The 24,867-nt window shown below is 40.5% G+C and carries 21 protein-coding genes; 11 read left to right on the forward strand and 10 right to left on the reverse strand.

The features are described 5' to 3' along the window. Position 1 precedes the first annotated feature (1 nt). From ESB04_RS06920 to ESB04_RS06945, 6 genes are all read right to left on the reverse strand, one after another. Entirely contained in the window at positions 2 to 3,058 is a 3,057-nt protein-coding gene (locus ESB04_RS06920; RefSeq protein WP_129026995.1) for a PVC-type heme-binding CxxCH protein, read from the reverse strand. A 75-nt stretch (positions 3,059 to 3,133) separates the two neighbouring features. Beyond that, a complete protein-coding gene (locus ESB04_RS06925; protein ID WP_129026996.1) occupies positions 3,134 to 4,171 on the reverse strand; it encodes a glycosyltransferase family 2 protein in 1,038 nt (345 codons plus the stop codon). After that, positions 4,171 to 5,115 (reverse strand): glycoside hydrolase family protein, encoded by a 945-nt coding sequence (locus ESB04_RS06930; RefSeq protein WP_129026997.1) that lies wholly within the window; start codon positions 5,113 to 5,115, stop codon positions 4,171 to 4,173. Before ESB04_RS06930 ends, ESB04_RS06925 begins: the two co-directional genes overlap by 1 nt. A gap of 49 nt (positions 5,116 to 5,164) precedes the next feature. Continuing rightward, positions 5,165 to 5,911 (reverse strand): NIPSNAP family protein, encoded by a 747-nt coding sequence (locus ESB04_RS06935; RefSeq protein ID WP_129026998.1) that lies wholly within the window; start codon positions 5,909 to 5,911, stop codon positions 5,165 to 5,167. Positions 5,912 to 6,061: 150 nt separating this feature from the next. Next, positions 6,062 to 6,634 carry a hypothetical protein gene (locus tag ESB04_RS06940; protein WP_129026999.1) on the reverse strand — a complete coding sequence of 191 codons (573 nt, stop codon included), beginning with the start codon at positions 6,632 to 6,634 and terminating at the stop codon, positions 6,062 to 6,064. Positions 6,635 to 6,697: 63 nt separating this feature from the next. Further along, entirely contained in the window at positions 6,698 to 7,870 is a 1,173-nt protein-coding gene (locus ESB04_RS06945; protein ID WP_164969613.1) for a PepSY domain-containing protein, read from the reverse strand. A gap of 427 nt (positions 7,871 to 8,297) precedes the next feature. On the opposite strand from ESB04_RS06945, the gene lgt reads away from it, so the two are divergent. After that, positions 8,298 to 9,131 (forward strand): prolipoprotein diacylglyceryl transferase, encoded by an 834-nt coding sequence (gene lgt / locus ESB04_RS06950; RefSeq protein WP_317127024.1) that lies wholly within the window; start codon positions 8,298 to 8,300, stop codon positions 9,129 to 9,131. A gap of 12 nt (positions 9,132 to 9,143) precedes the next feature. On the opposite strand, the gene ESB04_RS06955 is transcribed toward lgt, so the two are convergent. The 3 genes from ESB04_RS06955 to ESB04_RS06965 are packed head-to-tail and all read right to left on the reverse strand — an operon-like array spanning position 9,144 to position 12,323. After that, positions 9,144 to 10,151 (reverse strand): aminotransferase class I/II-fold pyridoxal phosphate-dependent enzyme, encoded by a 1,008-nt coding sequence (locus ESB04_RS06955; RefSeq protein ID WP_129027001.1) that lies wholly within the window; start codon positions 10,149 to 10,151, stop codon positions 9,144 to 9,146. Continuing rightward, positions 10,144 to 11,166, reverse strand: coding sequence for a dipeptide epimerase (locus tag ESB04_RS06960; protein ID WP_129027002.1), 1,023 nt, complete (start codon positions 11,164 to 11,166; stop codon positions 10,144 to 10,146). Before ESB04_RS06960 ends, ESB04_RS06955 begins: the two co-directional genes overlap by 8 nt. 2 nt (positions 11,167 to 11,168) lie before the next feature. Then, positions 11,169 to 12,323, reverse strand: coding sequence for a molybdopterin molybdotransferase MoeA (locus ESB04_RS06965; protein WP_205749482.1), 1,155 nt, complete (start codon positions 12,321 to 12,323; stop codon positions 11,169 to 11,171). 88 nt (positions 12,324 to 12,411) lie between these two features. On the opposite strand from ESB04_RS06965, the gene moaC reads away from it, so the two are divergent. Together moaC and ESB04_RS06975 are read left to right on the forward strand one after the other, a co-directional pair. Next, the gene (moaC, locus tag ESB04_RS06970; protein ID WP_129027004.1) at positions 12,412 to 12,885 is read left to right on the forward strand and encodes a cyclic pyranopterin monophosphate synthase MoaC; all 474 of its coding nucleotides are present in this window, start codon (positions 12,412 to 12,414) and stop codon (positions 12,883 to 12,885) included. Further along, a complete protein-coding gene (locus tag ESB04_RS06975) occupies positions 12,885 to 13,544 on the forward strand; it encodes a thiamine diphosphokinase (RefSeq protein ID WP_129027005.1) in 660 nt (219 codons plus the stop codon). The genes moaC and ESB04_RS06975 overlap by 1 nt, the downstream gene beginning before the upstream one ends. Here ESB04_RS06975 and ESB04_RS06980 read toward each other — a convergent pair. Beyond that, positions 13,541 to 14,797, reverse strand: a complete 1,257-nt coding sequence (locus ESB04_RS06980; RefSeq protein WP_129027006.1) for a replication-associated recombination protein A — start codon at positions 14,795 to 14,797, stop codon at positions 13,541 to 13,543. The two genes, ESB04_RS06975 and ESB04_RS06980, sit on opposite strands and share 4 nt — an antisense overlap. A 129-nt stretch (positions 14,798 to 14,926) precedes the next feature. On the opposite strand from ESB04_RS06980, the gene ESB04_RS06985 reads away from it, so the two are divergent. From ESB04_RS06985 to ESB04_RS07020, 8 genes are all read left to right on the forward strand, one after another. Then, on the forward strand, positions 14,927 to 15,850 hold the full coding sequence (locus ESB04_RS06985) for a sugar phosphate isomerase/epimerase family protein (RefSeq protein ID WP_129027007.1): 924 nt from the start codon (positions 14,927 to 14,929) through the stop codon (positions 15,848 to 15,850). Positions 15,851 to 15,970: 120 nt separating this feature from the next. Further along, positions 15,971 to 17,308, forward strand: a complete 1,338-nt coding sequence (locus ESB04_RS06990) for an amidohydrolase (protein ID WP_129027008.1) — start codon at positions 15,971 to 15,973, stop codon at positions 17,306 to 17,308. A 75-nt stretch (positions 17,309 to 17,383) separates the two neighbouring features. After that, on the forward strand, positions 17,384 to 19,507 hold the full coding sequence (locus ESB04_RS06995; protein WP_129027009.1) for a bifunctional aldolase/short-chain dehydrogenase: 2,124 nt from the start codon (positions 17,384 to 17,386) through the stop codon (positions 19,505 to 19,507). 11 nt (positions 19,508 to 19,518) lie between these two features. Continuing rightward, positions 19,519 to 20,790 carry a TIM barrel protein gene (locus ESB04_RS07000; protein WP_129027010.1) on the forward strand — a complete coding sequence of 424 codons (1,272 nt, stop codon included), beginning with the start codon at positions 19,519 to 19,521 and terminating at the stop codon, positions 20,788 to 20,790. 3 nt (positions 20,791 to 20,793) lie between these two features. Further along, positions 20,794 to 22,185: an FGGY-family carbohydrate kinase gene (locus ESB04_RS07005; RefSeq protein WP_129027011.1), complete on the forward strand. Its 1,392-nt coding sequence runs from the start codon at positions 20,794 to 20,796 to the stop codon at positions 22,183 to 22,185. Beyond that, positions 22,176 to 22,892 carry a (Fe-S)-binding protein gene (locus ESB04_RS07010; RefSeq protein WP_129027012.1) on the forward strand — a complete coding sequence of 239 codons (717 nt, stop codon included), beginning with the start codon at positions 22,176 to 22,178 and terminating at the stop codon, positions 22,890 to 22,892. Before ESB04_RS07005 ends, ESB04_RS07010 begins: the two co-directional genes overlap by 10 nt. Next, positions 22,879 to 24,246 carry a lactate utilization protein B gene (locus ESB04_RS07015; RefSeq protein WP_205749483.1) on the forward strand — a complete coding sequence of 456 codons (1,368 nt, stop codon included), beginning with the start codon at positions 22,879 to 22,881 and terminating at the stop codon, positions 24,244 to 24,246. Before ESB04_RS07010 ends, ESB04_RS07015 begins: the two co-directional genes overlap by 14 nt. Further along, positions 24,243 to 24,794 carry a LutC/YkgG family protein gene (locus ESB04_RS07020; RefSeq protein ID WP_129027014.1) on the forward strand — a complete coding sequence of 184 codons (552 nt, stop codon included), beginning with the start codon at positions 24,243 to 24,245 and terminating at the stop codon, positions 24,792 to 24,794. The genes ESB04_RS07015 and ESB04_RS07020 overlap by 4 nt, the downstream gene beginning before the upstream one ends. Positions 24,795 to 24,867: the final 73 nt, after the last annotated feature.

The following is a 24,867-nucleotide window of genomic DNA, read 5'->3' on the forward strand; positions in this document are numbered from 1 at the left end:
TTTATTTCTTTTTTAATGTAGTTAAATATTCAACAAGGTTAATTAATTCAGGGGTGCTCATGGCATCCGCTAAACCCTCAGGCATCATGGAATGGGGTAATTGTTTTACGGATTTTAAGCTGGAGGTCTTGAAATTTTGTACCATGCCTCCCGGTAATTTCAATATAATATCGGTTTCATTTTTTGAAGTTATAATACCTTGATATGTCTCACCAGACTTACTAGTAATTTCATACGTTTCATATCCAAAATTGATTCCGGCATTCGGATGCAAAATAGAAACATACATGCCATCCTTTGAGAGTTTTGAGCCAATTTCACTTAATTTAGGACCAAAATCAATACCTTCATTATATACCTGATGGCACATGGAGCATTGATCCACAAATACTTTAATTCCCGCTTGGGCATTACCTTTTTGGCCTAATAAGGTATTCAAATCTGGATGTTTGGTTTTGGCTTGTTGGCTAACTGCACCCAAATATGAATTGGCCTCCATGCGTACGGCCTTTCTCCAGGTACGACTTACACTTTCTACAACGGATGGAATAAACTCAGCACTAACCTGCTTATTTTTTAGGATATCCAGCACGAAATTTTCTCCATTACCCGAGTTTCCTAAACTTCTTGCAGCCTCTTTTCTGATGCTCATAGATAAATTTTGTTGATTCATGGCCTCAAATAAAAGCGATAAGGTTTGCTTTTGGCCTATCCAACGAATGGACTCAATAATGGCTTTTTGTTGTTCCTCCGAACCTTTCTGAAAGGTTTGTTTTACCAATTCTGCTCCACCGGTCAGTTTGTACAATACGGTTCCCGCTTTTCTACTTTGCTTGCCACTTAATATCATCCCGAGCACCTTGTCTTTTTCCTCGGCCAATTCATATTTTTCTACTAATTCCAGGTAATCTGCCTCTGAAGTCTTATTCAATAAATCTCTCAACACTTTTTTGGCATCACTATTCGAGGCAATGTAGTTAGGATCAATATGCCTCAATCCAATCAACTGCGCTTCAGTTTGTCCTTGGAAGTCGGAGGAAATAATTTCCATCAACATATTGGATTTTTTATCACTAGGAATAAAATCCAAAGCTCGGAAGTAACGAAGCTTTTGGGATAAATCTACCTTGCTTTTTAATTCGGTGAAGATGTATGGCAATGCTATCTCTGTTCTCGCTCTCCAAACCACATCTTTGAAGGCCAGTGTATTTGGATTCACTTTCAAGCCTAAATAGGCCGATAGTCTAGAATTCCAATCTCCATCTGCCCCAATTCCCAAAGCCTCCAAATACCAACGATCTTGCCCGTCATGTTGCTGTGCCAATTGTGCCCAAATTTGATCTGCTTGTGGATCCTTGATATGTCTTAGGGCAATAGCGAGCTCACGGCGAACTTGAGGGTTTTTGTCTTGAACCCATTGGCTTGCCAATGATTTCCATTGACTAAAATTCCCTCTCTTAGCCTGTCTAATGGCCATCATTCGGATGTCTGGATTGGCATCTTGCGCGGCTAGTTTCAGGTATTTTTGGGCTTGATTTGTCTGCATTAAGGCCCAAAATGCTCTCGCTTTCATGCGAGGATTTGGGTTATTTAGATATGCTTTTTCTAAGACAGGCTCAGCTAATTTTCCCCACGTCTGTAATTTTTTGAAGGCCAAATACCTCTGAGCTAAATTAGGATTTTCCAAGGCAGCAATAGCTTTTGAAGGATTGTCTAAGGGCATTGCTTTTACTAGATAGGTATGGTCTTTGGGTGCCACTCTGTAAATTCTTCCCCGAGTTTGATCTCCAGCTTGATGGCCGCCAACTCCAGGATCATACCAATCGGCAATGAAAATAGAACCATCTGGAGCGGTGGTCACATCGGCTGGTCTGAACCATTGATCATTGACTCCTTCCACGACTGGCAAAATACTAGCTTCAAAACCAGCTCCTTGGGCTTTTACTGGATAGCTTCTTACGACGTTTGGGCCGGCATCACAATGGATCATTTGGTTATGAAAGGCTGCTGGTAATAAATTGCCTTCATATAAAATCATTCCAGTAGGAGAGCCTGAGCCTGTTTGTAATAAATTAGGTACTACTCCCGGGTCATTCAGGTGCCAATGCCTTCTAGGAATTTCAGCTTCCATATTGGTTCTATTGGCAGACCAGCCTGCGTCGCTCATTTCATCTCTATAGCCATAATTTCCATGTTCCATCACAAAATTGATTCGTACACCTTTATTGCCATCATCATCATTGTCGGATTGCCATAGTCCACCGTAGGAATCAACCGCTACCTCATAGTTGTTTCTAAAATTATGACCTAAAACCTCTACTTGAGAACCATCTACATTACAGCGAAATACCATTCCCTGTTTGTATTTTTTAGGACCAATTGGGTCACCATCTTGGTCTAGGACAGGTTTGCCTTGGGCATTTAGTAATTGACCTCCTTCGTTTCCAAAGTTGAAATACAGTTTTCCATCGGGTCCAAAGGTGAATGTATGTGCTCCATGGTCATGTTGCTCACCACCGATACCTTGGAACATAATTTCTTTTCTGTCGGCCTTTCCATCGCGGTTATCATCAAACATTTTCCAGATATAGGGGCTTTGAGAAATGATAACCATAGAATCTAGTACAGCAATGCCCAGTGGTGCATTTAATTCGGGAGATTGATAAAATATCTTTCTGGAATCTGCCTTACCATCACCGTTGGTATCTTCCAATATTAACACTCGGTCACCCTGTGAATTTATTGGGTTACCATTGATGTTGGGACGGTAATTGTAGGCTTCCACTACCCAAATACGCCCCTGTGCATCAATATCCATATTGGTTGGATTTTGGAGCATAGGTTCTGAGGCAAATAAGGTAATTTCTAATTCAGGATGTATTTTGAGGCCTTTCAGGGCATTTTCACTGAGTCTTTTTTGAGATTCATTCAAGGAATCTAAGAGTACCTGGCCCCAACGGGCAGATTGATTTTTATTGAAAGATGAAAAGGCAATAAAAATGGCAAGCAGGGATGTAGCCGAATAAAAAACAGGCTTTTTAAGTAAGGTTAACTTCATATAGGTATGTTTTTCCGTAGAATACCTATAAATTTCAATTAAAACCTTGTAAAATCCTAATGGGCTTATCCTGATTTAACCGCGAATACCGAAAAAACGATTCATTTTTTTTCTAAATGCCAAATATGCTAAAAATGAATCAGCAGTAAATACATAGGTTTTGATGAGGTTTTTCCAATCCTCCTGTGATAGTTTTTTAGGAGAGTGAGCGGATGCTTTAATTAAAAAATATAGCCTTTTGAAAAAGGAATGCTCGTTTTCGGTAATTCGAGTCAGGAGTAAGTGGTATTCAAAAAGGATTGGTTGAATTAAGTGCTGGTATTTGCCCTGGGTATATTCATTGATTTTGGAATACATGAATATTCGGTTATGTATAAACGTAGCTGATTTGATGCTATCCGTATAACTCATACCGCCCTCATTTTTTCGATATACTGACATCACATCTGGCAAGTATCCAATGGGACCTTCCTCAGCTAAAATGACATACAAAGGAATGTCGCCACTTTTGGAATGGAAGAACCATTCGGGTAATGTTTTTACCAGTTTTTTCCGCATCATAACACTGGCGGTAGCCATGAACCAGGCTTCACGCTCTTGTAATAGATCCGAGGATTGAATCCATGGGGCTTGATCGACGGGATTTATTACAGAAGGTTCTCTTCCTGTTCCGTCTTCATAAATGATTTGGGCATTGTGAAAACAGGCTGAGGCTTCAGGATGGCAATCTAAAAAATCAACTTGCTTTTGAAGTTTATCGGGAGAAGTCCAGTAATCATCACCCTCAATATGCACAATGTATTCTCCTTGACAATCAAAGAAACAATGTAAAAAATTAACCTTGGCCCCTACATTTACGGGTCTAATATAAGCCTTTATTTTATCGGGGTATTTGTCGGCATATGCCTTCACGATGGAAGCAGTTCGGTCTGGAGAATGATCTTCACCTATGATGATTTCGAAATCAAAATTCGTTTTTTGGGCTAAAATACTATCCAGGCAGGTTTGGATGTAGTCTTCATGTTTGAAAGTGATCAGACAAACCGAAACCTTGGCTTGTTTTACCACTTGGGGCATTCCATAAACCTGTTGATTTAAATGACTGAAATTCATTATTTTTCTTCTAAAATGGCATATCCTACGCCGCTTTGACCAAAATGATTACCATTGTAAAAGAGAATACTTTGTCCCCGGTGTTTGATAACAAGAGGGTATTCAATCATTTCATAGTCCCAATCTTGCTCATCATTGCTCACGTCGATTCCTGCTAAATCATCCCTTCTATTCCAGTGAATACCATCTTCGGATTCAGCATAATATATACGATAAGAACGTGAGCGGTTGGTGCGGTAGTCAGTAGAAGCTCTGGCAGAAAACCACATTTTGTATTTTCCATCTTCGATTAATACACTAGGTCTAGAAATACCACCTTCGATTTCATTGCGATAATCTATGGCTACTTGTCCTTTTCGATCCCAATTGATTCCATCCGTTGATTCAGCATATTTAATGTGGTAACAAGGTTCCATGAGATTACCATCTGGCAGCCAATGTGTACAATTTAAATACCATACTTTATACTTGCCTTGATCGTATAAAAAACAGGCAGAACCATTGAAAAACGGTTCAGTGGCAGTAGTACTGATAACTGGGCCTTTGAATTTTTTTTCAAAATGAATGCCGTCTTTGGAATAAGCTAAACCTAGGGCATTGTGGTAAGGGATGGTATTTCTAACGGTCCAGCCGATGTAATACAACCATTTTTCCTCTCCGTTTTGCAGAAACCAAGTAGGCATGATGCCACAGTCATCAAAAGTACCCGCTTCCCCTAAATCGAGGATAGGTTCAGGATGCACATAAAGTATGTTGGATAAATTGTCTGGATCTAAGTCAATGAAAGATGCTTGACAACGCCCTTTTGAATCACGGGCTGAATAATATAATCGGATTTTATCCGAATAATTCGTGTCGGCACATACGACATGTGCGTATTTTTTTTGATTCCATTCGGACTGCCCGTCAGGACAAAAGAGTAAACCTTGTTTAATCCAACGCATAAATATCTTTGTTGTCCCGACAATTTCGGGACAACAAAGATACAAAGCTTTATCGGATAGTTGAAAATGTAGTTGGATGCATGTACATGGATTCTACTTTTTCTACAATTTTTCCATTCTTTTCAGACTCGTCGCGAACTTTAATCCAATTAGGATCTTTTCTGAATGCATCAAAAGAGGCTTTTCCGGCAGCTTCACTTTCATGCGCCAATACATACACTAATTTTGGTTGTACACTTGGGTCTTTTTCAATGGTCTTAAAGTAAGCAATATTAGTCATGCCATGCTTTTTGAAAAGCTTAGTTGTATGATTTCTAAAGCGAGTCAACACATTCTCAATGTTGTTTGGAGTAGCCGTGTAGGTTCTTAATTCAAAAGTACGATCTACGCTTTTGGAAGAAGGTTTGATTTTTGGACTAAAATCGGTGGCCATCATAAATGTGCTTTCTACTTTAGCCACAATCTTCCCAGATTCTTCAGATTTTCTCGCTACTTCTTTCCATTCCGGGTCACGGCCAAAACGCTTCCAAGAGCTATCCCTTTCTGCCTGACTAGGATATGATAAGATGTAGTATAATGCATTTTTTTCATTGTTGTTTGGAATCCAATACCCCACATTAGTCATACCGTGTTTTTCAAAAATTTTGGTAGTGTGGTTCGTAAAACGCTGGATTAAAGCATCCAATCTGCCTGGGTGGCAGTAATATACACGCATTTCATAGTAACGAGTGTCTGTTTTTTTTGCTATTATCTGCAAAGACACGAATAAAAATAGGAGAGTAAATAATTTTTTCATGAGTAATCGGGGTAAATAAGGTTGAAATGATTAAACTTAATAAAACTGATAGGTCAGCTTGACAAGGCATTAACAAATCTAACAAAATTGTAGGTTTAGCTATCAAGTCTTTATCCTGATTTCACCTAAATTTTTCTAGGTGGGCTTACATTAGGCACCTAGTCTCTTGGATAAGATTTTATGAATGCCCAAGAAAAGTACCTCGGGCTTGAGTGTTCTCCATTGTGGAATTTGTAGTGTTCCACCAAAATTGATGTAATAATCTATTTTGTACTTACTCCATTCTCGCTCAATAAAATCGGGGAATCCAATTCCTGCTATCCATCCATCTTCGACTTCTTCAAACCATTCGGCATAATAATCGTCTTCCCACGAGCCATGAAAATTGAAAACATTTTCTCCAACGAGAATAAAATATTTAACCCCAGACGCCAGTAAATGGTCAATAACACCTCTTTTGAAAAGCATGATGTCATTGTGCAAGGTATCATTCCATTCGCCCATTAATTCGATGATCGAGAATTGTTTAGCATAATCTGTAAAAAGGATTTTGCAATATAGTGTTTCCGAGTCTATTTCGTCCCATAGAGGATGGATGTAATAACTATAGATGGTATGTGTATACTCTGTATTGGAGTAGGTTCTTCCATAAAAGGGAGATTTCGGATCTTGGGAAGCGTTGTATAATGATTCCCACTGGTAGGAGGGTTCGATTTCTTGCATGGGATTCGAAATAACAAAAAAAGGCTTGCGAGAGCAAGCCCTTTTAAACAATCAACCTAATAATTAAAGTTTACGAGCACCCTTGAAATTTCCAGAGAGGTCAAATTCAACTTTATATTTTTTATCGGCAACAGTGATGATTAATTCAATTTCTTGAGCAGTGCCATCTTTGCTAACAGTAACCGCTTTATTTAATGTCCAACCAGCATAGGTTTTGTCTAAGTAAGAAATAGCTGTGGCAGGAATTTGGTCTTTGCTGATTTCAGTAATAGAGAAATTGGCTGGATTAGGATTGTCTTTCGGACCTTTACCTGCATTAGGCACATAGTTGAAATCTTTATCAAACATGTATGCCTGAGAATTACCTCCTATGGTAACTATCACATGGTAATGGATGGTCACATTATCTTTTTGGATAGAGACTGCATTTTTCAAGGTCCAGCCAGCGGCATTTTTATTTAAATAATCTACGATGGCTTGCGGAAGAGTTGTCAATTCTGTTTTGGTAATATTGATATCATTCTTGCTTTCTTCTTCACTGGAAAGAATTTTGCCACTCGCGTCAATTTTTAAATCCCAAACTTTACCATCCTTTTCAGCATGAATGTGGTAGGTTGCTACCCCATTGGCATCCAAGCGCATAACGGCATTTTTAAAAGTGTAACCTGAAATGGCCGATTGAACTGCTGCCGGTAAATCTGTTAAAGCTAATTGACTGACTGCGGCTCCCATTCCTTTGCCACCTTTTTCTCCTTTTTTTCCTTCAATGGTGGAAATTACGGCTCCCGTTTCATCAAACAAAATGGAATAAACGGTATTGTCAGCCTTGATTTCTACGCGATATGTGACTGGAGTGCCAGAGGTTTTTTTGCCCGCATGAATGAAAGTATAGTTAGGATATTTCCCTTTTAAATAAGTGGTGATGGCGGCTGGTAATTCAGCTTCTGTGATACGTGTGAATGCTTCCTTAATATCTCCTGATTTTCCAACAACCACTTGTGCTTCCGTAGTACTCGTGACAATGTTGGCGCCATATAAGGAATTACTTTGCAATACATAATAATCTACTTGGGCTGAAGGGAAGGTGTTAGAAACCGTAGTTTTAACAGCTGTGGGGATGAAATTTTGACTAACAAAGCCAGTGACATCCGAACTTGGATTCAAGGCATCTTCTTTGGAGCAACTAGCTAATCCGATGCTAGCTACTAAGGCGAGAGTAAGCAATTGTTTTTTCATGGTATAAATTTTATTTTGACTGTTAAACGGATCTTGCTTTCGTTTTCGTATCAAAATTATAGGAGGTATCGGTACACTCATGCAACCAATCGACCAATAGACGCATCTTGACTACCAATCATCACAATTTGAAAAAATATTTATAGTACCTTGTATTGCAAAGTACTATACGTTTACTACATTTGTCATAAATCAATCAACATATGATACGGAAAATTATTGTACTCTTATTTTTGTCGGTTCTAATCAGCTATAATTCAATGGCTTTGGGCTTTCCTCATCGTTTGTTTCCTGCTAAGGTTTTGAAGAAGGCGGTTAGTTTTGTAGTGCCACGCGGCCAAAAATAAAATAGGTCGCTCCTCTGACGTTTGGCAATTTTCTTAAATTTTCTCTTAAATTTGAATTGCTATTTTTAACGTCATTCTCCATGATTTTAACGTTTGTTGATTGGAATCCCGATCCCACCATTTTTGAGATTTTTGGATTTCCTGTTCGCTGGTATGGCCTGTGCTTTGCCATGGCTTTTTTAGCGGGCTTTCAAGTACTGAGCTATATTTTTAAAAAGGAGGGTAGACCTACCGAACAGGCTGATCATTTATTGATTTATGCCATGGTGGCTACGGTAATAGGTGCAAGAGCTGGACATTATTTTTTCTATGAATTTCCTTTGTTGCAATCTGACCCTGTTCGCTTTTTTACTCAGATGATTATTCCTCCTTATTCAGGTTTAGCCTCACATGGTGCGGGAATAGGACTTTTTACTGCCTTTTACTTATATTCTAGAAAATATCCAGGTCAATCTTACCTTTATGTGACCGACCGTGTGGTGCCTACGGTGGCATTGGGGGGCTTCTTTATTCGTATGGGTAATCTGATGAATTCAGAGATTGTAGGAAAGCCTACGGACCTTCCCTGGGGATTTAAGTTTTACCGTGATACGGAATTCAATGCTATGAGTAATGCGGAGGTTTTAGCTCGTCATCCGTCTCAACTCTATGAAGCGCTATCTTGCTTGGTATTATTTTTCGTGATCATGTGGTATTGGTCGAAGAAAAAGGAGAAAACCCCAGAAGGTGTCATTACCGGCTGGTTTATGATCGTTTTATTTGGTTTGAGGTTTATGTATGAGTTTTTGAAAGAGAATCAAAGTGAATTTGAAAATACGATGACCTTAAATATGGGGCAGATATTATCCATTCCTGCCATGTTGTTCGGATTAGCAGTCTTGCTATATTCCAAAAAGCAACATTCTACCCATTAGTTAATAACTGATTTAACTCTGTAATAGCTGACTTAATTCCATGAGGTCAGCTTTTTTTAAAGTAGCGTGAACAGATGCTCTTGCAATAGCAGGATCATTCCAGCGTGGATAGGAGAATTGATTCATTTGAAAGCCATGTTCCTCTAGTCGACGGATAATAGTCAGATTGTCCAAGCAAAAAGACGGATGACCTTTGGCCCAAATGATGGCATTGTTAGTCAATCGACTTTGGAAATATTCCATATTTTCTTCTAAAATGGCTTGTTGTTCTTGATATGCTTCTTGCGCATGGAGACAAGCATAACAGAAAGCCAAGTTAGGTGGCGAACTCCCAATCCATTGCGCTTCTTTCTTTATTTCTTCAATCATAGCCTTGGAAGCCAATATGATTCCTGCCGGAATGCCATAGGCTTTAGAAAGGGAAGCTGTTTGGATGATTTGGGCTGGACTTGTTAAACGTATATCCTGAACTCCAATTCGATGTGATTCATCCACCAAAAGGTATTGCTTGGGACTTAGTTGACTAATCCAAGAAAAATCAAATAGCTCGGCCCAAGGTGTTCTAATTCCATCTGAGCCTAGGAGAACAGGTTTTTCTTCTAAGACTGCCTTGATCCAGTCTACCCTTGATCCATCGTAAGGAGCATGAAGATAGGTAGAAATGGCAGGATGGGAAAAAGGAGCCAGTGAATAGGTTGCTTCGGGTTGTTGTCTCAGTAAAAATTGCAAGGCAATTTGCCCCGCAGCAAATCCTGAGGAACATAACATGGCAGCTTCATGACCATATTGAGCGGCGAAAAGGTTTTCTAGATCCTGCCAGACTAGAAATTGTACGTTGTTTTTCCTTGAACTACCCCAGTTTTGAGGAAAAAGCTTAATTCCTTGCTTTAGTTTTTCTTTGAAAAGTGGATGCTCTCCAATCCCCAAGTAATTAGTTCCTCCTAACCAGCGATAAGATTGGCCTTCCACTTGAATGGTTCTACCCGGAATATGGGTAGCAAAATAGGTCAAATTAGCCATGTTGGATTAATTTAGCCCCTGTTCCTGCTTCATTAGCATAAAGTACTCGACCATAATCAATTCGTATGCCTTGGGAAATTTGGTCATCGACTAATAAACAACCATCCATGTCGACAAAATCTAACAAAGGTAGCAATTGAGCAATGGCGGAGCATCCAATGGTGGATTCGGTCATGCAACCTACCATGACCTTCAACCCGAGTTGTCTGGCTTGATTGATCATTCTAAGTGCTGGGGTTAAACCTCCGCATTTCATTAGTTTGATGTTAATTCCATGAAAATATGGGGCACATTTAATTACGTCCGATTCTAAGATACAACTTTCATCCGCAATAATGGGCAACACACATTCTTTTTTTAGCCGTTTCATACCTTCCCATTGGTCGGCCTTCAAGGGTTGTTCAATAAATTCTACCCCCAATTCTTTCAGCTTAGGTGCATAAGCAAGTGTTTGTTCAACCGACCAAGCCGTATTAGCATCTACTCTGAAAGTAGCATCTGTTTCTTTTCTCAATGCTTCGATGATTTCTACGTCGTGATCGGTACCTAATTTGATTTTATATAATGGAAAAGGCATTTCTTTCATTTTGGAAACCATTACCTCCACTGAATCCATTCCAATGGTATAATCGGTGATGGGATTATGGGATATATCTAATCCCCAGAGTTGATGTAAGGCTTTATCATGAGTTTTTCCCCATAAATCCCAATAGGCTACATCCAGAGCACAAAGTGCAAAAGGGTGATCATCTAACAGATATTTGGACATCATTTTCCAAAAATCATTAGGATGAGGAAGAATATCGCTAGGTAACATGGCTCGGATGCTTTCCAATTGGGCTTGCATTTTTTCCAAAGTGACTCCGTAATAGGGAGTTTCGGTGGCCTCACCAAACCCACTTTTCCCGTGCCAGCTTAGTTCTACTATTAAGGTAGGTTGCACATCCCTCGACTCATGTGTGATGGTAAAGGTATGCTTTAAAGGCAGCGTGAAATGATGTAGGCGCATTTCCATATTTACATGGGAAAATAGATTAATTCTTCACTGTTATTGTTCGCTTTTTGCCAAGCTAATGCATCAGCATGTTGCCAATGCACCAAATCCCCCGAACCATTATGTTCTAACACTTTGGCTTGATTTCCATCCCATTGAATGGGAATCCAATGATCTAAATTCTTCAGTGGTGCACTCAATCCAAGTATCTTGCCTTGTGGCTTTGGACCTTTGCGATCTAGTATCCAAGATAAAAAATATATGGAGAAACATACCAAGGTCGAAATGGGATTTCCAGGAAATGCAAAAATGACCTTGCCATCCGGTCTAGTACCCAGCCAAAGTGGTTTGCCTGGTTTTTGAGCTATTTTATGAAATTTAGCGGTAAAGCCTAATTCCTGTAAAATTCCCGGGATATAATCCTTTTTGCCCGCGGATACACCACCTGAAAGTAAAAGGATATCATGTTTTTCCAGTCCATCTAGTAGGCTTTGATGAATAATCGTTGGATTATCTGGCATGTGGTAATGCTGTGAAGAAATGCGATGTTCTTGCAGGGCAGATTGCATCATGATGGCATTGGAAGATCGAATTTGATGTTCCAAGGGCTGCGAATCAATGGGTACCAGTTCATCTCCTGAGGAATATACTCCGATAGGTTGTATGCTTTCCACCCAAAGCTTGGAGTAACCGACACTGGCGGCTATGGCAATGTGGTTGGCTTTGAGTCGAGTGCCCTGATTCAAAATAATTTGACCTTGCAGAATGTCACTACCTTGTGGATGAATGAACGATCCAGATTCAATATTTTCCAGTTGGCACGAAATCCATTTTTCTCCATCTCTTTCAAAAAAAGTCAAATCCTCTACTTTGATGACCGCCACACAATTTTTAGGTAAGGGAGCCCCTGTCATGATTTCCCAAGCACCATCGGGATTGCTTAAGGTCTTTTGTGGTTCGCCTGCAAAGGTCATGCCCTCCCATTTCCACTCCCTGATTTGCGTATTTCCCACGGCAATACCGTCCATCATGACTCGATCAAAAGGTGGGAAGTCGCGATCGGCTAATAAATCCTCTGCCAAAATTTTACCTAGGCAATCAATCAATGGAGCCTGTGATTTTTGGGTTGGAACGGGAATATGGTGTATTATTTGGAATGCCTCTTCTGGAGTGATCATATCGTTTGTGTCATCTGTTACCATAAATTTCTAAAAAAATCGATGAAATGACTCAATAGCTGTATTTTTGTTTTCAAATATCATCAATATGGCCATAGAATTTTCACATTTGGATGCTCAGAATCAACCAGGGATGGTGGATGTTGGGGCAAAAAATACGACCCTACGTGAAGCAAAAGCACAGTCGATCATTTATTTAGGGGCCGATATTGTTCAGCATTTTGAAGCGGCAGGTTGGCAAAATAAAAAGGGTAGTATCCTGCAAACTGCCATTATAGCGGGGACTATGGCCGCCAAAAAGACGGGTGATTTAATTCCATTATGTCATCCCTTGGGATTAGATGCTTGTACTTTTGATATGGATGTGCAGGCAGAGGAAATTATTATCACTTGTACTTGTCGTTTACAGGCAAAAACAGGTGTAGAAATGGAAGCCTTGATAGGCGCCAGTGTGGCAGCGTTGACCATTTACGACATGTGTAAATCCGTTTCCAAAGGTTTAGTAATTAAAGAGACCAAATTATTATCCAAATCAGGAGGTAAATCAGACTTTCAGGCCTAATGTCATCCCATCACATCATTCGAGAGAAACAGGAGCCCGCTTTGATCATCGCTAATGGCGAGGCTTGTTCCATGGACATATTGGAACAGCTATTGGAATGGTCCCCTACGGTTATTGTTTTGGATGGAGCCTTGGAACGAGTATTGGAATTGGGCATCAAAGTAGATGTCTGGCTGGGCGATTTTGATCGTTCTTTTAGCTCGGGTAAAAATTATGACGATTATCCATTAAAGAAGGTACATACGCCAGATCAAAATAAGACAGATTTGGAAAAGGCTTTTGAGTATTTATTGGAGGAGGGTTTTCCGGCTGTTAATGTGGTATGGGCTTCAGGAAAACGCATGGACCATACCCTCAATAATTTTCATTCCATGGCCAACTATGGTCGTAAGTTGAAAATTGTGATGATCGATGATTATTCTGTGAGTTATCTATTGCCATATACCTTTCAGAAATGGTATCCCAAAGGAATGCCCATTTCATTAATGCCCATGGGAGAGGCCAAGCAAATATCCAGCTCAGGATTGTTTTATGAATTAGATCAATTGGATCTCAGATTAGGAGAAAGAACGGGTTCTAGTAATGTAACCAGAGAGGAGGGCATCGTGAAAATTAGCTACTCCAGTGGACATCTATTACTGATGGAGTGCCACGATTAATCCTCTTTTTTAGGACTATTCATTCGCATTTTTTCTTCGGCTGAGTTTTCTGCAGGCCGATAAAAAACGGGATTTACATCCAAATCAGGCAAGTATTTTTGGGCAACCCAGTGTCCGGGATAATTATGTGGATATTTGTAATCTGCCCCATAATTTAAATCTTTCATCAATTTAGTAGGGGCATTTCTTAGGTGTAGGGGGACGGGCAAATTGCCTGTTTTTTCAACAAAAGCTAAGGCCTCATCAATGGCCAAATAGGCCGAATTACTTTTTGGTGAATTAGCTAAATATATAACCGTTTGTGAAAGGATAATTCTGGATTCAGGATTTCCAATCACACGAATGGCATCAAAACAGGACTGTGCCAACAGTAAGGCATTGGGATTAGCTAAGCCGATATCTTCCGAAGCTAAAATCAATAATCTACGGGCGATGAATTCTAGGGATTCTCCACCATGCAACATCCGGGCGAGCCAATAGACAGCTGCATTGGCATCAGAACCACGGATGGATTTAATGAAGGCAGAGATGATATCGTAATGTTGTTCACCGTCCTTGTCGTACAAGGCTAGATTTTTTTGTAGCCTTTCGGTGACTAAGGCATTAGTAATCACGAGTTCATTAGACTGAGCTGAGCTGATCAGTAATTCAAATAAATTGTAAAGCTTTCTACCATCTCCTCCTGAAAAATGATACAAGGCATCGGTTTCCTGCAAGGTTATTTTTTTGCCTTGGCATAGCGGGTCCATTTCGATGGCTTTTTCCAACATTTGTACCATGTGGGATTCCAACAGAGGTTGTAGCACATAGACTTGACATCTGGAAAGTAAGGCAGAAATAACCTCAAAAGATGGATTTTCAGTGGTAGCACCAATCAGCGTTACGATACCTTTTTCAACGGCCCCCAACAAGGAGTCTTGCTGTGATTTAGAAAAACGGTGAATCTCATCGATAAAAAGTATGGGGGAATTAGCCTCAAACATGCGGTTTTTCTTGGCTAGCTCCAGCGTTTCTCTTACTTCTTTTACTCCGGACGAAATGGCCGATAGGGTGTAGATCGTTCGTTTCAGAGAGGTCGCCAATAAGCTAGCTAAGGTGGTCTTACCTACACCAGGAGGTCCCCAAAGGATGCATGAAGGCAGATGACCTGCGTCTATAGCCCTTCTTAAAGGTCCCTGAGGACCCATCAAATGTTCTTGTCCAATGTAGTCCTCCAATCGGGTAGGACGCATTCTTTCGGCTAAAGGCTGCATAGGCTTCGAAGTTACGGTTTTTCGTTAATTCTGCTGAAGCTATTCCTGAAATCAGGATAAATAATCTCAGAAAAGGATAAATAATTCATTTAGAATTCTAAATTTGAAGGATAAATAAATCTAAAAATTATGAATTCATCACGTCGATCATTTTTACAGAAGAGTGCATTAGCTCTAGGTGCTACCGCTTTTACATCTTCTACTTGGGAAGCTTTGGCCAATGTTAAAGCGAAAAAAATAGTAGGAGTTCAATTATATTCCATTCGGGAAGATATGAAAGCTGACCCTATGGGAACTTTAACTAAATTGGCAGAAATGGGCTACAAATATGTAGAACACGCTAATTATGTGAATCGTAAGTTCTACGGTTGGTCTGCTCAAGAGTTCAAAAAGCGACTTGACGATTTAGGATTAAAAATGCCTAGTGGTCATACGGTGATGGGAAAGCCACATTGGGATGAATCAAAAAAAGAATTTACTGATTTATGGAAATATACGGTAGAAGACGCAGCTGTTTGTGGTCAGGAAATCGTTATCAGTCCGTCCTTGGATAAGTCGATTCGTACTTCTTCTAGCTTATTCAAGACCTATATGGATGTATTCAATAAGTCGGGAGAATTATGTCAAAAATTTGGCATGCGTTTTGGTTACCATAACCATGATTTTGAATTTTCTGAGAAATTAGACGGTGTAACTTTGTTTGATTTAATCATGCAGAACACAGATTCTAAATTGGTAGCACAACAGTTGGATATAGGTAATATGATCAACGGAGGTGGTGTGCCTGCGGAAATTTTGAAGAAATACCCTGGTCGTTTTGTATCCATGCACGTAAAAGATGAGATACCTGCAGCTGCAGGACATGGTGAGAAATATGAAAGTACGATCTTAGGAACGGGAATTATCTCTGTGTTAGAGATGGTGAAATTAGGAGAGAAGAAGGGCGGAACGAAGCATTTCATCATTGAGCAAGAGTCCTACCAAGGTAAGAAACCGATAGACTGCGTACGTGAGGATTTAGAAATCATGAAAAAATGGGGATATGCTTCCTAATTCATGAAACATATTATTCCTTAGTGGGTTTTTAACTATATGGAATAAATTTAAATTACCTGGCAAATTATTGAAAGGAAAGGGTTAACCCTTTCCTTTTGTTTGCTTAAAAACGACCAAATGATGAAAAGAATATTGACATTAGCACCGCTGCTTTTTGTGAGTTCATGGGCTTTTTCTCAAGCTGCACTTAAGAGCAGTATTAATCAAAAAGCTCAAGCCATTGAATCAAAAACCATTGCTTGGAGAAGGGATTTTCATGAGCATCCTGAATTGGGGAATAATGAGATTCGGACTGCGAGTATCATAGCGGCCCATTTGAGATCCTTGGGTATAGAGGTTCAAGAGAAAGTGGCTAAAACGGGAGTAGTGGGTATTTTAAAGGGAGGGAAGCCTGGTCCTGTGGTAGCACTTCGTGCTGATATGGATGGATTACCAGTAACGGAACGGGGAGATTTACCGTTTAAGTCAAAGGTCATGACGGAATATAACGGTCAAAAAACGGGCGTGATGCATGCTTGTGGACATGACAGCCACATGGCCATATTGATGTCGGTAGCGGAGGTGTTAGCTTCTGAAAAGGCCAATTTGGCGGGTACGGTAAAATTTATTTTTCAACCTGCCGAGGAAGGTGTTTATGGGGCTAGGGGAGAAAAGATTGTTTCAGGGGCAGAATTAATGGTCCAGGAAGGTGTTTTGGAGAACCCCAAAGTGGATGCCATTTTTGGTTTACACATCATGGCGGAGGCTGCTGCAGGTACGATCGAATACCGTCCGGGTGCCACCATGGCGGCGGTAGACGAATTGGATATTCAGGTAAAAGGCAAGCAATCGCACGGGGCTTATCCTTGGCAAGGGATAGATCCTATTGTCATTTCTTCTCAAATTATCATGGGATTACAGACGATTGTTAGTCGGAACGTCAACCTGCCAGAGAACCCGGCCATCGTAACGGTTGGGGCTATTCACAGTGGAATTCGTTACAATATTATACCCGAGAGTGCAAGTATGATTGGAACCATTCGGACCTTTGGCACAGAACAAAGGAAATTGGTTCATCAGCGAATCACCGATATAGCGACTAACATTGCCAAAAGTGGAGGTGCTGTGGCGGATGTACACATAGGTACGGGCTATCCTGCCACAGTGAATGATGAAAAATTAGTGGATAAAATGCTTCCGACGCTTATTCAGTTAAATGGCTCAGACAAGGTACTTTTGAAGCCAGCGCATACGGGAGCGGAGGACTTTAGTTATTTTCAAGAAAAAGTGCCAGGATTCTTTTTCTTTTTAGGCGGAAGACCCTTAGACAAATTGCATCTTCCAGTGGCTAGTCATCATACACCTGATTTTCAGATAGATGAGTCTGGCTTTCAGCTAGGAGTGAAGGCTTTAAGCCATTTAGTAGTAGATTATTTTGAGCAAGCGATGCCTGCAACTAAAAAGAGTAAGAAATAAAAATAGGACTGTCCTTATAAAGACTAGGACGGTTTTAACTTAGCAAGATTTAATTTTACTGAAAAAAAAGGAGATATGTCCCAAAATTATCAGCATGTATCCTACCTATGGGAGGAATCAAAAGCAGCATCTTTATCTGGAAACGAGGTAGATTTATTTATTTATAGGTCCAATATACTTGGAGCAGATTTAAGGATTACGAACTATGGAGGTGGTAATACCTCAGTAAAAATAAAAGATAAAGATCCATTAACTGGGAAAGAAACGGAGGTCATGTGGATTAAAGGTTCTGGTGGGGACATTGGTACCTTGAAAAAATCGGGTTGTGCGGCCTTGTATTTGGATCGTTTATTGAGTTTAGAAAATGTTTACAGGGGTTTAGAGCACGAAGATGAGATGGTGGAATTATTCAATCACTGCATCTTTGATTTGGCATCTAAAGCTCCATCCATCGATACGCCATTACATGGTTTCTTGCCATTTAAGCATATTGACCACTTGCATCCAGATGCAGCGATTGCCATTGCTGCGGCTAAGGATGGGAAAAAGATCACAGAAGAGTTGTTTGGTGGTCAAATCGGTTGGGTAGGCTGGCAACGTCCGGGTTTTGACTTAGGATTGCAGTTGCGTGCTTGTTTACAAGAAGCAGCCACTAAAGGCATTGAATTGCGGGGTATCATGCTGGGATCACATGGATTGTTCACTTGGGCAGATACTTCATATGATTGCTATTTGAATACCTTGGACGTAATTGAAAAATGTGCGGAATATATTAAGCAGAACGAAGGGAAAAATAGGCCTGTTTTTGGTGGAGCAAAAATAGCTTCATTGGAAACGGGTAAACGTATTTCTCAAGCAAAAGCAATAGCTCCAGTCTTGAGAGGATTTTGTTCTTCTCATGTGCAAATGATTGGACATTTTTCTGATGATGAACGTGTACTGCAGTTCATCAATTCCAATGATTTGGACATATTAGCCCCATTGGGCACCTCTTGTCCAGATCACTTCTTGCGAACCAAGATTTCTCCATTGGTCTTGAACTTAAAACCAGACCAGGATTTATCTGATGTAGAGGGCATTAAATCACAAATTCAACCATTATTTGAGGCTTATCGTGCCATGTATGCGGAGTATCATGCTACCTGTGCCCGACCAAATAGTCCTGCCATGCGTGACCCGAACCCTGTGGTAATTTTATACCCAGGAGTAGGTATGTTTACCTTTGCTAAGGATAAGCAAACGGCTCGTGTGGCTGCTGAGTTCTACACCAATGCCATCAATGTGATGCGTGGTGCGGAGGCAATCTCCAAATATACTTCTTTGCCACGTCAAGAGGCTTTTGATATCGAATATTGGTTATTAGAAGAGGCTAAATTACAGCGTCTTCCTAAGCCTAAAAGCATGTCGGGTCGTGTTGCCTTTGTAACAGGATCTGCAGGAGGAATTGGTAAGGCAATAGCTAAGAAAATGGCTCAAGAAGGTGCCTGCGTGGTCATTAATGACGTGAATGCGGAGCGTATGGAAGAAGCCAAAAAGGAATTTGTTTCCTTATTTGGAAAGGATTCTGTTTCCACGGTTTTAGCAGATGTTACGAGTCAAGAGTCCATAGAAAATGCTTTAGGCGAGGCTTGCTTGGCCTTTGGTGGAGTGGATGTAATTGTTAATAACGCTGGAATTAGTATTTCCAAAGGAATTTTAGAGCATACTCAACAGGATTGGGATCGCTTGTTTGATATTTTAGTGAAAGGACAGTTTTTGGTCAGCCAAGCAGCTGTGGCCATCATGAGAAAGCAAAATTTGGGTGGTGATATCGTGAATATTGTTTCCAAGAATGCTTTTGTGGCTGGTCCAAACAACGCAGGATATGGTTCTGCCAAAGCAGCTCAGGCACATATGACTCGACTTCTAGCTGCCGAATTAGGTCCTGATCGTATTCGAGTAAATACGGTTAACCCTGATGCCGTGATTGCTGATTCCAACATTTGGGCAGGCGGTTGGGCTGAAGGACGTGCTAAAGCTTATGGAATTAAAGTAGAGGAGTTGCCTGCATTTTATGCTAAACGTACTTTATTAAATCAATCCATTTTACCTGAGGATATTGCCAATGCTTGTTATGCCTTTGTAGGAGGTTTATTGAATAAATCGACTGGTAATGCATTGAACGTAGATGGTGGAGTAGCCGCAGGATTTTTACGTTAAGAGGGAAATAGATGTTTATTAGAGAAAAATTACATGACCACAACGCGCAACGGATAGCGGCGCACGAAAGAAAATATGCATTTATTCAATCGGAGAATGCTATCCCTGCTGATTTAATAAGCAAATTAAAAGATTTTCAGATCGCGATTCCATCCTGGGCCCTAGGCACTGGTGGGACGCGATTTGGTCGTTTTTCTGGGGGAGGAGAACCACGCAATTTAGAAGAAAAAATTGCAGATGTGGGTTTATTGCATGCCCTAAATCGTTCATCAGGTGCCATTTCCTTACACATTCCTTGGGATAGCACAAATAATCCTACTGCTATCAAGGCATTAGCTGCACAGCATGGATTAGTTTTTGATGCCGTAAATTCCAATACTTTTCAAGATCAAGCTAATCAAGCATTAAGCTATAAATTTGGTTCTTTGCAACACGTGGATGCTGCTGTGAGAAAACAAGCCATCCAACATAACATAGAAGTTATTGAACAAGGCATTGCCCTTGGATCTAAATCATTGACTGTTTGGTTATCAGATGGTTCCTGTTTTCCGGGTCAGCTAAATTTTAGAAAGGCTTACGAACGTACGGTAGAAAGTTTGAAAGAGATTTATGGAGCGTTGCCTGGGGATTGGAAGCTTTTCTTGGAATATAAAGCCTATGAGCCTAATTTTTATTCGACTACCGTGGGTGATTGGGGACAATCCTATTCCATGGTGAATAAATTAGGAGAAAAAGCCTACACCTTGGTGGATTTGGGTCATCATTTACCTAATGCGAATATTGAACAAATCGTTGCCCTATTATTAATGGAAGGGAAGTTGGGTGGATTCCACTTCAATGATTCCAAATATGGTGATGATGATTTAACCGCTGGTTCTATTAAGCCATATCAATTGTTCTTGATATTCAATGAATTGGTAGATGGTATGGATGCTAAAGGTATGAATCATGCACAAGATTTAGGTTGGATGATTGATGCCTCACACAATGTGAAAGATCCTTTGGAGGATTTACTACAATCGGTTGAGGCGATTCAAATGGCCTATGCACAAGCCTTATTGGTGGATCGTAAAGCCTTAGAGGTAGCCAGAAACGCCAATGATGTGGTGGCTTGTCAAGAGATTCTTCAAGCGGCATTTCGCACGGATGTACGTTCCCTTGTGGCGCAGGCTCGACTAGAATGTGGGGGAGCTTTAGATCCTTTGGCATTGTTCCGTGAACAAGGTATTCGTCAACAATTGATTCAAGATAGGGGTGCAAAAACCCAAGCAACGGGTTTATAAGAGATGTCAGCGGTAGAGAAACTTCCAGTTATAGCTATTTTTGATATTGGCAAGACCAATAAGAAGCTTTTTCTTTGGAATAAATCCTATCAAATCGTTTGGGAAAAAAGCCAAAATTTTTCTGAAATTCCTGATGAGGATGGATTTATGGGAGAAGATTTGGCAGCGGTTCAATCCTGGGTTTTATCATCATTTGATGAACTTAGACGAGATAAACGATTTGAAATTTTAGCTTTGAACTTTTCAGGCTATGGAGCCAGTGTTGTTTTTGTAGATGAACAAGGGAAGCCTGTTCTACCTTTATATAATTATCTAAAGCCGTTTCCTACTGATTTAGCCTCCCAGTTTTATCAAAAGTATGGTGGAGAATCAGAGGTAGCTCGTGCAACCGCCTCACCCATATTAGGAAGTTTGAATTCAGGAATGATGGCCTATTGGATGGCTAAGGCTCCCAAAAATCAAGAAAAAGGCATTCGCTGGATTTTGCATTGGCCCAATTATTTGTCTAGTATTTTCACCCATCAGTTTTACACGGAATTGACTTCGGTAGGTTGTCATACTCATTTATGGGATTTTGACCATCAGCGTTACCATGATTGGGTGAGTCAGGAGGGTTTAATGGAATTCTTACCAGCTACAGTAAAGGCCAATCAGACCTTTACAATTGCTCAAGGTGATTTGCCAGTGGGTGTGGGTCTACACGATTCATCCTCTGCGCTGATTCCCTATTTAATGCAATTTAAAGAGCCCTTTTTGTTATTATCTACTGGGACTTGGTGTATTTCCATGCATCCATTTAATGCGCAGCCATTAACTCCCGTAGAACTGAAAAACGACGTTTTATCTTTTTTACAATTCAATGGTAAGCCCGTTAAAGCCGCTCGTTTGTTTGCTGGTAATGAGCATGAAATTCAATTGAAAAGATTGCAAGCACATTTTGGGGTTGACAAAAAAGCACATATAAATGTGCCTTATGCTAGTCAATTAAATGAGAAATTGACTTATCAAATTCAGCATCGTATGCCTTCCATTCAGGAAGCAAGCGCTGTATTTTTGGCCAATTCAGGATTTGACCAGCGAAATTTAGCCGATTTTGCGAATTTTGAAGAGGCTTATCAGCAGTTGATGGTGGACTTAGTCGTTCAACAAATTTATTCTCTTCGTTTGTTGTTGGATACTTCACCTGTGGATAGAATCTTGGTCGACGGAGGCTTCAGTAAAAATGAAATATACATGTACCTCTTGGCTTTTGCTTTTCCTAATGTAGCCATTTATGGGGCAGAAGTGGCACAAGCTAGTTCATTGGGAGCTGCTTTAGCTATACATTCCAGCTGGAATGATCAAGAAATTCCTAGTAATTTAGTTAGCCTAAAAAGATATGAAGCATGCGTGTAGCCTTATTTGTTCCTTGCTATATTGATCAATTTTACCCGCAAGTTGCCATAGCCAGTTTAGAGTTATTGGAAAAATTAGGCTGTGAGGTTGAGGTTCCTGGAAACCAAACTTGTTGCGGTCAGCCCATGGCGAACTCGGGATTTGCGCACGTGACAGGGGGCTGCGATGCTAATTTTTCCGCCAATTTTTCTGGATATGATTACATCGTGGGGCCATCTGGTTCTTGTGTCTTACATTTGAAAGAGCATCATCCTGATGCTAAAATTCGCTCCAGCGTATATGAAATTTGTGAATTTTTAGTGGATGTATTGCAGGTGAAAACTTTGCCTTCTTATTTTCCTCATCGAGTGGGATTACATCAAAGTTGCCATGGCCAACGGGGTTTACGGATTTCTTCCATGACAGAGCGAAATGAAGCACCATTTTCAAAATTGACCTATTTATTGGATTTAGTGAAGGGTTGTGAATGGAAATATCCAGAAAGACAGGATGAGTGCTGTGGATTTGGAGGGACATTTTGCGTGACCGAAGAGGCGGTTTCTGTAAAAATGGGTCAAGATAGAATTCAAGAGCATCAAGCTAACCAAGTAGATTTTATTATTGGTGCGGATACCTCATGTCTTATGCACATGGAGGGAATTTTAAAGCGTTCTGGATCAAAAGTAGGAGTAAAGCACATTGTAGAAATATTGAATGCACATGCTTAGTCACGCGGAAGCTTCTGAAAAATTTATAGCTAATCAGGAAAGAACTGATTGGCATGATGATACTTTGTGGTTTGTCAGAGCTAAGCGTGACAAGGCCAGTAAATTGATTCCTGAGTGGGAGGCTTTACGCGAACATGCTTCCCAGATTAAGGAGCATATGCTCAGTAATTTACCTCAATATTTATTGGAGTTTGAGGTTAATGCCCAAGCCAATGGTATTCAGGTACATTGGGCAAAAGATGCCCATGAACATAATGAGATTGTGTACTCTATCATTCAAAAGCATGGAGACAAGGCATTGGTAAAAAGCAAATCCATGCTTACGGAAGAATGCCACCTGAATGCTTTTCTTGAGCAAAAGGGTATTGATGTGGTGGATACAGATTTAGGGGAGCGTATTGTTCAGTTCAGAAATGAGGTACCCAGTCACATTGTTTTGCCTGCCATTCATTTAAAAAAAGAAGATGTAGGAGAAACTTTTCATCAGCATTTGGGTACGCCGAAGGGTAATAAAGACCCGCAGTTTTTAACAGAAGCTGCACGTATTCATTTGAGAGAGAAGTTTTTAGCCGCCAAAGTGGCTATTACCGGTGTAAACTTTGCCGTTGCAGAAACAGGAGAATTTGTGGTGTGTACCAATGAAGGAAATGCCGACATGGGAGCACATTTGTCGGAGGTACATATTGCCTGCATGGGGATTGAAAAAATCATTCCCAAGCGTCAGGATTTAGGTGTATTTCTTCGCCTACTGGCTCGCAGTGCCACGGGACAGTTAATCACTACTTATTCAAGTCATTTTGCTAAGCCTCGTGAAGGGCAAGAAATGCATATTGTGTTAGTTGACAATGGTCGATCTAGGCAATTAGCTCGGGAGGAATTTAGGAATTCCTTAAAGTGCATCCGTTGTGCGGCTTGTTTTAATACATGTCCTGTTTACAGAAGGAGTGGAGGGCATAGTTACCATCAACCTGTGGCGGGTCCAATAGGCTCTATTTTAGCTCCTAATTTTGATAAAAAGGCGAATGTGGATTTGCCGTTTGCTAGTACGCTTTGTGGAAGTTGTTCCAATGTTTGTCCGGTTAAAATCAATATTCATGAGCAATTGTGGTTTTGGAGGCAAGATTTAATGAAGGAGGGCTTGGCACCAGCTGGAAAAGTAATCAGCATGAAGCTAATGGCTTGGGTTTTATCTAATCCTTCCTTGTTTAAATGGGCTGGTGCTATGGGAAGAAAGGTGATTTCATGGGCCCCTTGGTTAGTGAATAATGGACTTAATCCTTGGTATAAACAAAGAGAAATGCCCGAAGCTCCGAAACAGAGTTTTCAAGAATGGTATAAATCAAATCGCTCATGAGTAGTAGGGAAGAAATTTTGAAGGCCCTTCAAGGGGTGCAGATGCCTGCCAAAGCCTATCCAGGAACTTTTACTTCGCAAGTTCATGGAGAAGATACTTTAGCTGATTTTTTACATTCCATGCAAGTAGTCAGCACCACTGTTTTACAAGTTCAAGACGCGTCTGAAGCTCAGCCTTTATTAGATGAGCATTTTCCTAAATTGCAGCGTGTTCGATTGGAAAAATTATCGGATGGTTTGTCCTTGGCTCATGTGGATGTATTGGAAATAACTGGAGATTTTGGAGTAGCTGAAAATGGCGCTATTTGGTTGGATGATGCAATTTTGCCTCATCGAGTAGCCCCATTTATTTGTCAGCATTTGGTCATTTATTTATCTAAAAAAAATCTTTTGCCTACCATGCAGGAGGCATATATCCGACTCGGGAATCAGTTAACAGGTTTCGGCGTATTTTTGTCTGGACCATCCAAGACAGCGGATATTGAACAATCCTTGGTGATAGGGGCGCATGGTGCCAGGAGCTTGGTGGTGGTTTTGACCGAATCCTAAACGCTGTCAAGGTTCCGAACCTTAACAGCATTAGGATGAAGACCTGCCTCGGAAGGGTCCTTCGGTCAACGAA

Source organism: Aquirufa rosea (assembly GCF_004118285.1).
GTDB lineage: Bacteria > Bacteroidota > Bacteroidia > Cytophagales > Spirosomataceae > Aquirufa > Aquirufa rosea.

What these genes read in the sequence shown, in the direction of transcription:
- ESB04_RS06920 (WP_129026995.1), bottom strand. Translation starts at nt 3,058, where the DNA reads ATGAAGTTAACCTTACTTAAAAAGCCTGTTTTTTATTCGGCTACATCC.
- ESB04_RS06925 (WP_129026996.1), bottom strand. Translation starts at nt 4,171, where the DNA reads ATGAATTTCAGTCATTTAAATCAACAGGTTTATGGAATGCCCCAAGTG.
- ESB04_RS06930 (WP_129026997.1), bottom strand. Translation starts at nt 5,115, where the DNA reads ATGCGTTGGATTAAACAAGGTTTACTCTTTTGTCCTGACGGGCAGTCC.
- ESB04_RS06935 (WP_129026998.1), bottom strand. Translation starts at nt 5,911, where the DNA reads ATGAAAAAATTATTTACTCTCCTATTTTTATTCGTGTCTTTGCAGATA.
- ESB04_RS06940 (WP_129026999.1), bottom strand. Translation starts at nt 6,634, where the DNA reads ATGCAAGAAATCGAACCCTCCTACCAGTGGGAATCATTATACAACGCT.
- ESB04_RS06945 (WP_164969613.1), bottom strand. Translation starts at nt 7,870, where the DNA reads ATGAAAAAACAATTGCTTACTCTCGCCTTAGTAGCTAGCATCGGATTA.
- lgt (WP_317127024.1), top strand. Translation starts at nt 8,298, where the DNA reads ATGATTTTAACGTTTGTTGATTGGAATCCCGATCCCACCATTTTTGAG.
- ESB04_RS06955 (WP_129027001.1), bottom strand. Translation starts at nt 10,151, where the DNA reads ATGGCTAATTTGACCTATTTTGCTACCCATATTCCGGGTAGAACCATT.
- ESB04_RS06960 (WP_129027002.1), bottom strand. Translation starts at nt 11,166, where the DNA reads ATGGAAATGCGCCTACATCATTTCACGCTGCCTTTAAAGCATACCTTT.
- ESB04_RS06965 (WP_205749482.1), bottom strand. Translation starts at nt 12,323, where the DNA reads ATGATCACTCCAGAAGAGGCATTCCAAATAATACACCATATTCCCGTT.
- moaC (WP_129027004.1), top strand. Translation starts at nt 12,412, where the DNA reads ATGGCCATAGAATTTTCACATTTGGATGCTCAGAATCAACCAGGGATG.
- ESB04_RS06975 (WP_129027005.1), top strand. Translation starts at nt 12,885, where the DNA reads ATGTCATCCCATCACATCATTCGAGAGAAACAGGAGCCCGCTTTGATC.
- ESB04_RS06980 (WP_129027006.1), bottom strand. Translation starts at nt 14,797, where the DNA reads ATGCAGCCTTTAGCCGAAAGAATGCGTCCTACCCGATTGGAGGACTAC.
- ESB04_RS06985 (WP_129027007.1), top strand. Translation starts at nt 14,927, where the DNA reads ATGAATTCATCACGTCGATCATTTTTACAGAAGAGTGCATTAGCTCTA.
- ESB04_RS06990 (WP_129027008.1), top strand. Translation starts at nt 15,971, where the DNA reads ATGATGAAAAGAATATTGACATTAGCACCGCTGCTTTTTGTGAGTTCA.
- ESB04_RS06995 (WP_129027009.1), top strand. Translation starts at nt 17,384, where the DNA reads ATGTCCCAAAATTATCAGCATGTATCCTACCTATGGGAGGAATCAAAA.
- ESB04_RS07000 (WP_129027010.1), top strand. Translation starts at nt 19,519, where the DNA reads ATGTTTATTAGAGAAAAATTACATGACCACAACGCGCAACGGATAGCG.
- ESB04_RS07005 (WP_129027011.1), top strand. Translation starts at nt 20,794, where the DNA reads ATGTCAGCGGTAGAGAAACTTCCAGTTATAGCTATTTTTGATATTGGC.
- ESB04_RS07010 (WP_129027012.1), top strand. Translation starts at nt 22,176, where the DNA reads ATGCGTGTAGCCTTATTTGTTCCTTGCTATATTGATCAATTTTACCCG.
- ESB04_RS07015 (WP_205749483.1), top strand. Translation starts at nt 22,879, where the DNA reads ATGCACATGCTTAGTCACGCGGAAGCTTCTGAAAAATTTATAGCTAAT.
- ESB04_RS07020 (WP_129027014.1), top strand. Translation starts at nt 24,243, where the DNA reads ATGAGTAGTAGGGAAGAAATTTTGAAGGCCCTTCAAGGGGTGCAGATG.